Below are 5,759 nucleotides of genomic sequence, written 5' to 3'. Positions count from 1 at the left end.
GCGTCCCGCCCGCCCCACGGGTCAGGTGCTCAAGCCGAACTCGGCCCGGATGCGCTTGCCCACCGGTACGCGCTCGGCGGTCAGCCGGTCGCACAGCGCCACGACGATCTCCATGCCGTGGCCGCCGGGGCGCGCCGGGTCGGGTGAGTAGAACAGCGGGAGAGCCGTGCTGCTGTCGTAGACCGTGACGCTGACGCGCTCCGCGGTGCCCTCCAGTTCCAGCAGATACGGGCCCTGGCTGTAGCGGTCAGCGTTGGTGACCAGTTCGCTCACGGCCAGCATCAGATCGCTGCGGGTGTGCTCGCCGAACACCGCGAGCCACTCGGCGGCCAGCCGGGCAAGAAAGCGGTCGGCCAGGTCCCGGGCCTTCGCGATGCAGCCGGGTTCGCCGTCGAACACCTCGGCGCTGTGCAGAACCTCCGTGGACGGGTCCGGGCAGGGGCGGCCGGGCGGTCGCGAGGTGACCTGTTCGTTCATGTGCTCCAGCCAGGGCGACGCAGGGGTGTTCTATGACAGCTTCTCGACGTTCGCCTACCCGCGACGAACGGTCCCACTCCGGGGAAAACCCGGCAGATCTCAGCCATGCCCGGGCCCTTCGACGGCGGTTTCCGGGCCGGGCGGCCGCGCGGCGGTGTGCGCGGGTGCGGCGGGGGCGACCGGTAGCGTGAAACGGATGCAGGTGCCCTCGGCGGTCTCCGGATCCAGCCAGATCCGGCCCCCGTGGAACTCCACGATCTTCCGGCACAGGGCCAGACCGATGCCCGTTCCCTCGTACTCGTCCCGGCCGTGCAGACGCTGGAAGATGACGAACACCTTCTGCGAGAACTCCGGCGCGATGCCGATGCCGTTGTCCGCCACCCGGAAGTGCCAGTCGTCGCCCTCTCGCACACAGTCCACCGTGATCCGGCACGGCACGTCGGGGCGGCGGAACTTCACCGCGTTGCCGATCAGGTTCTGCCAGACCATGGACAGCGCCGTGGCGTCCCCGGTCAGCGAGGGCAGCGGGACCTCACGTACGACCGTGGCACCGGACTCCTCGACGACCAGCGCGAGATTGGCCAGCGCGCGGTCCAGGGACCGGTCCAGGTCGACCGGCTTCCACCGATCGTGCACCCGGCCCATGCGGGAGAAGGTGAGCAGATCGTTGATCAGTACCTGCATCCGCCCGGCGCCGTCGACCGCGTAGTCGATGTACTGCCGCGCCCGGTCGTCGAGCTCCGCGCCGTACCGTTTCTCCAGCAGACCGCAGAACGAGGCGACCTTGCGCAGCGGCTCCTGCAGGTCGTGCGAGGCGACATAGGCGAACTGCTCCAGCTCGGCATTGGACCGGCGCAGCTCCCGCGTCTGTTCCGCCAGCAGCGTCTCGCGTTCCCGGGACTCGGCGAGTTCCTCGACGATGCGGCGGCGCATGTCCTCCACGGCCGCCGCCACCGCCCGCACATCGGACGGCCCGTCGACCTCGATCCGCTTGCGGAACGCCCCCGAGCTGACCGTCTCGGAGGCGGCGGTCAGCCGGCCCAGCGGCCGGCCCACCATCCGGTGCAGCAGCAGACTCAGCGAGCCCACCGCGAGCAGAAAGCCAACGACCAGCGCGATGAGTACCTGGTCACGGGTGGTGCGGGCGTTGCTCAGGTCGGTGCGCGCCCGGTCGCGCGCCAGGTCGAGATGCGCCTGCTGAGCCGTGTACAGGCGGCGCAGGGTGTCGAATTCGTCCGTGGTCTGCCGGATCGTGGCCGAGGACCCGGACGCCGGGCCGCCCCGGCGGACCGCGGCGATGAGCGGCTCGGCATGCCCGCTGCGCCATTCCCGGGAGGCCGCGGCGATCCGGTCGAGATCGCGGGCGAAGGGCTGTTCGTCCCCGACGAGGGCGCGTACGCGGGCCATGCGCAGCTCCTCGTCCCGCATCCCCGCCTCGTACGGCCGCAGGAAGGTCGAGTCGCCGGTGAGCGCGAATCCGCGGACTCCGGTCTCCTGCTCCAACAGCGCGTTCTGCAACTGGAACGACGACGAGCGGGCGGGCTGGATGCGGTCCACCAGCTCGGTGGTGCGGTCGGATATCCGGGACAGCACCAGGCCCCCGAGGGTCAGGCCCGCGCAGACGACCAGCACGAAGACGGCGAGGATCAGATGGACCCAGTTCTGGACGGACAGTCGTGAGGTCAGGCCGCGCCCGGGCGCCGGCGATGCGTCCCGGCCGCTCATTGCGGCGTCTCCCGACGCCAGCCGAGATGGAGTACGGCCACGTCGTCGGCGAGACCGCCGTACGGGGACGCCGCCTCGGCGGCTTCGTCGACCAGGGTGTCCACGAACGCGCGGGCGGGCAGCGCCCCATGCCTGCGGGCCAGGGCGAGCAGCCCGTCCTCGCCGAGCCGGGAGCCCGGCCCCGTACGCCCCTCGAAGAGGCCGTCCGTGAAAAGGACGATCCGGCCGTCCCCGGGCAGGGACAGCTCCGAGACGCTCCAGCGGCCGGTCCCCGGCAGCAGCCCAAGGGCCATCCCCGGCTCGGGCTCGACCCAGCCCACCCGGTCACCGCTGCGCAGCAACAGTCCGGGGTGGCCGGCCCGCACCACCTGCAACCGGCGCCGGTCCGGGGAGAAGGACAGTGAGGTGACGGTGGCGAAGACATGCGGGTCGGAGCGTTCGGCGACCAGGATCTCCTCCAGCAGCCGGACCTGTTCGAGCCGACCGGTCGCGCACAGCACCGCCGTGCGCCAGGCCACCCGCAGGCAGACACCCAGCGCCGCCTCCGCGGCCCCGTGCCCCGACACGTCGCCGATCACCGCGTGCACCGTGCCGTCGGAGGTCTGCACCACGTCGTAGAAATCACCGCTGAGCAGGGCGTGCGCCCGGCCCGGCGCGTACCGTGCCACCGCTTCGAAGGAATCGTCGTGCAGCAGGGGCACGGGCAGCAGCCCGCGTTCGAGGCGGGCGTTCTCCCGCGCCATCAGCCGGTTGGCGCGCAGCGCCGCCGCGGCCTGCTCGACCTGCTTGCGCTGAAGGGCGTAACGGACCGAGCGGCCAAGCGCCTCCGGATCGAGCCGTCCCTTGACGAGATAGTCCTGGGCGCCGGTCGCCACGGCCGACAGGCCCGTATCGGCCTCGGCCCTGCCGGTCAGCACCACGATGGCCGCATCGGGCGCCGACTCGACGATCTGGGTCACGGCGTCCAGGCCGTACACATCGGGCAGATGCAGATCGAGCAGTACGCAGCACGGGGTCCGGCAGCAGGCCAGGAACCGGCGCGCCTCCGCGAGCGTCCTGCACCAGGTCAGCGCGGAATCCAGCTCACTGTCCGCGAGCATCTCCTCGACGAGGAGGGCGTCACCGGCGTCGTCCTCCACCAGCAGGATCACGGCGTCGACCTTCCACACCGAACCATGGCCGGATTCGCCCGCGGACTCGTTGCCGGCCGTGGCGGGCCCGTTCTGTGCGGGGACGGCGTCCGGGCGCACGGAGGCTCTGGCAGGAGAGCTGCCCGCCGGGAGCTCGGCCACTTCCCACCCCCTTGTACGGACGGCTCGGCTCGACCCCGGCCGTATCGCAGGGAAGCATATGTGACCGAACCGTGGAGGAGCCGTCGGGGCGGAGCGGCTCCGTGCCACGCGCGTCACACGAGGGACATCACACGAACGGAGCAGCATCCCGTGCATGGCAGACTTGACCGGGGCGTTCGGCCCGGCAGGAGCAGGTACGGCGGTCGGCGCCACGAGGGACAAGCGACAGAGGAACGGCAATGACGGTGACAGAGGACAGTCCGGAGCTCGTTTCCGGTACTGAGGAGTTCGGTCCCGGTATCGACCCGGAGCGGCTGGCCGTCTGCCTGAGCGTGCTCGACGAACTCGACACCATCGAGATCGACCACCCCGACGCCATCACGGTGCGTCGCGCCACGGCCGGGATCTACCGGACCGTGAAGCAGCGCCGCCGTCAGGAGCGCCGGGCCGCCAAGACCGCGCACGACAAGGCCGTCACCGAGGCCACCGCCACCGGCTCGGCCGACCGCATCGACGACGAGACCCAGGGGGTCCTGCCGTCGTCCTCGGCCCGTGCCGAGATCGCGGGCGTCCTCCAGCGCCCCCGCTCCTGCTACATCTGCAAGACCCGGTACGTCGAGGTCGACGCGTTCTACCACCAGCTCTGCCCGCAGTGCGCCAAGGAGAACCGCTCGCGGCGCGATGCCCGGACCGACCTCACCGGCCGGCGTGCGCTCCTCACCGGCGGCCGCGCGAAGATCGGCATGTACATCGCGCTGCGGTTGCTGCGCGACGGTGCGCACACCACCATCACCACTCGCTTCCCCAACGACGCGATCCGTCGCTTCAAGGCGATGCCGGACAGCGACGAGTGGATCCACCGGCTGAAGATCGTCGGCATCGATCTGCGTGACCCCGCGCAGGTCGTCGCGCTCGCCGACTCGGTCGCGGCCGAGGGCCCGCTGGACATCCTGATCAACAACGCGGCCCAGACCGTGCGCCGCTCCGCGAATGCGTACAGCGAACTGGTCAACGCCGAGTCCGCCCCGCTTCCGGCGGGGGAGCTGCCCGCCGCCGAGGTCATCGGCACCTTCGGCAGCGGCACCGTCGACCGCGTCGCGGCTCTCCCGGCCGCCCGCAAGGAAGGCCTGTCCGCGCAGGACGTCACCGAGCTCGCGCTGGTCACCGGGTCCGCCTCGCTGGAGCGGATCGCCGCCGGAACGGCGATCGACGCGGGCGGTCTCGTGCCCGACCTGCATGACACCAACAGCTGGATCCAGACGGTCGAGGAGGTCGAACCGATCGAGCTGCTGGAGGTCCAGCTCTGCAACTCCACCGCGCCGTTCATCCTGATCAGCCGGCTCCGTCCGGCGATGGCCGCGACCGCCGCCAAGCGCTCCTACGTGGTCAACGTGTCCGCGATGGAAGGAGTGTTCAGTCGCGGCTACAAGGGTGCGGGCCACCCGCACACCAACATGGCCAAGGCCGCGCTGAACATGCTCACCCGCACCAGCGCCCAGGAGATGTTCGAGAAGGACGGCATCCTGATGACGGCCGTCGACACCGGCTGGATCACCGACGAGCGGCCGCACCCCGACAAGATCCGCCTCGCCGAGGAGGGCTTCCACGCCCCGCTCGACCTGGTCGACGGCGCCGCCCGCGTCTACGACCCGATCGTGCGCGGCGAGGAGGGCGAGGACCTGTACGGCTGCTTCCTCAAGGACTATGCGCCCGCCAACTGGTAGCCGACCGGTCGCCCCGTGGGGGCGCCGCCATCGGTAGCGCCGTCGCGTGCGGCGCCGGGGCCCGGCCGGGGCATCGCTCCTGGCCGGGTCTTTTCCGTACCAGGTGGCCGAAAGTGACCCATGGCACATGTTCCATCGAGCGGGAACGCGCTCATTTGGTTACTCTGGTGCGAACGGACGTCACCGGGGAGTCCACAAACCCTCCTCGGCCGTCCTGGGACAGGCTTGTCAACCGAGTCGCCGTCCAGCCCCGTATCCGGCGCCACCGCGACCGAACTGTTCCTGCCCCTGCCCTCGCGGGTGGCCGACGCCCGATTGTGAGACCGGGGCGCCGGTGACGCCCGGGGTTACGCGACACAAAGGAGTGCGCGGTGACGACACCAGAACTGACGAAGAACGAGAATCGACCGGCCGAACGCCACGGAGAGCGGGCCCGAGGTCCCGAGAAGCTCCGGAACATCGAAGTCTGGGCCAGGTCCGCACCGATCCGGCTGGCCGGCTACGAGGACGACCTCGCCGAGCCGCACATCCTGCCCGGCAT

4 protein-coding genes are annotated in these 5,759 nt (G+C 70.9%); 1 reads left to right on the top strand and 3 read right to left on the bottom strand.

Translation table 11 applies throughout. From position 1 onward, the window contains the following. Positions 1–21: 21 nt before the first annotated feature. From ACFU8Q_RS38410 to ACFU8Q_RS38400, 3 genes are all read right to left on the bottom strand, one after another. A complete protein-coding gene (locus tag ACFU8Q_RS38410) occupies positions 22–477 on the bottom strand; it encodes an ATP-binding protein (protein ID WP_384463893.1) in 456 nt (151 codons plus the stop codon). A 99-nt stretch (positions 478–576) separates the two neighbouring features. Further along, positions 577–2,202, bottom strand: a complete 1,626-nt coding sequence (locus tag ACFU8Q_RS38405) for an ATP-binding protein (protein ID WP_384463891.1) — start codon at positions 2,200–2,202, stop codon at positions 577–579. After that, complete coding sequence (locus tag ACFU8Q_RS38400) at positions 2,199–3,494, bottom strand: PP2C family protein-serine/threonine phosphatase (RefSeq protein ID WP_384463888.1); 1,296 nt, start codon at positions 3,492–3,494, stop codon at positions 2,199–2,201. The genes ACFU8Q_RS38405 and ACFU8Q_RS38400 overlap by 4 nt, the downstream gene beginning before the upstream one ends. Positions 3,495–3,733: 239 nt before the next feature. Between ACFU8Q_RS38400 and ACFU8Q_RS38395 the strand changes: the two genes are divergently transcribed. Then, positions 3,734–5,218: an SDR family NAD(P)-dependent oxidoreductase gene (locus tag ACFU8Q_RS38395; protein WP_384463886.1), complete on the top strand. Its 1,485-nt coding sequence runs from the start codon at positions 3,734–3,736 to the stop codon at positions 5,216–5,218. Positions 5,219–5,759 lie beyond the last annotated feature (541 nt).

This window comes from Streptomyces sp. NPDC057543 (genome assembly GCF_042801895.1).
In the GTDB taxonomy this organism is placed as follows: Bacteria; Actinomycetota; Actinomycetes; order Streptomycetales; family Streptomycetaceae; genus Streptomyces.
The sequence above is the reverse complement of the archived record's forward strand: the minus strand, read 5'-3'. Positions and strand labels throughout refer to the sequence as shown.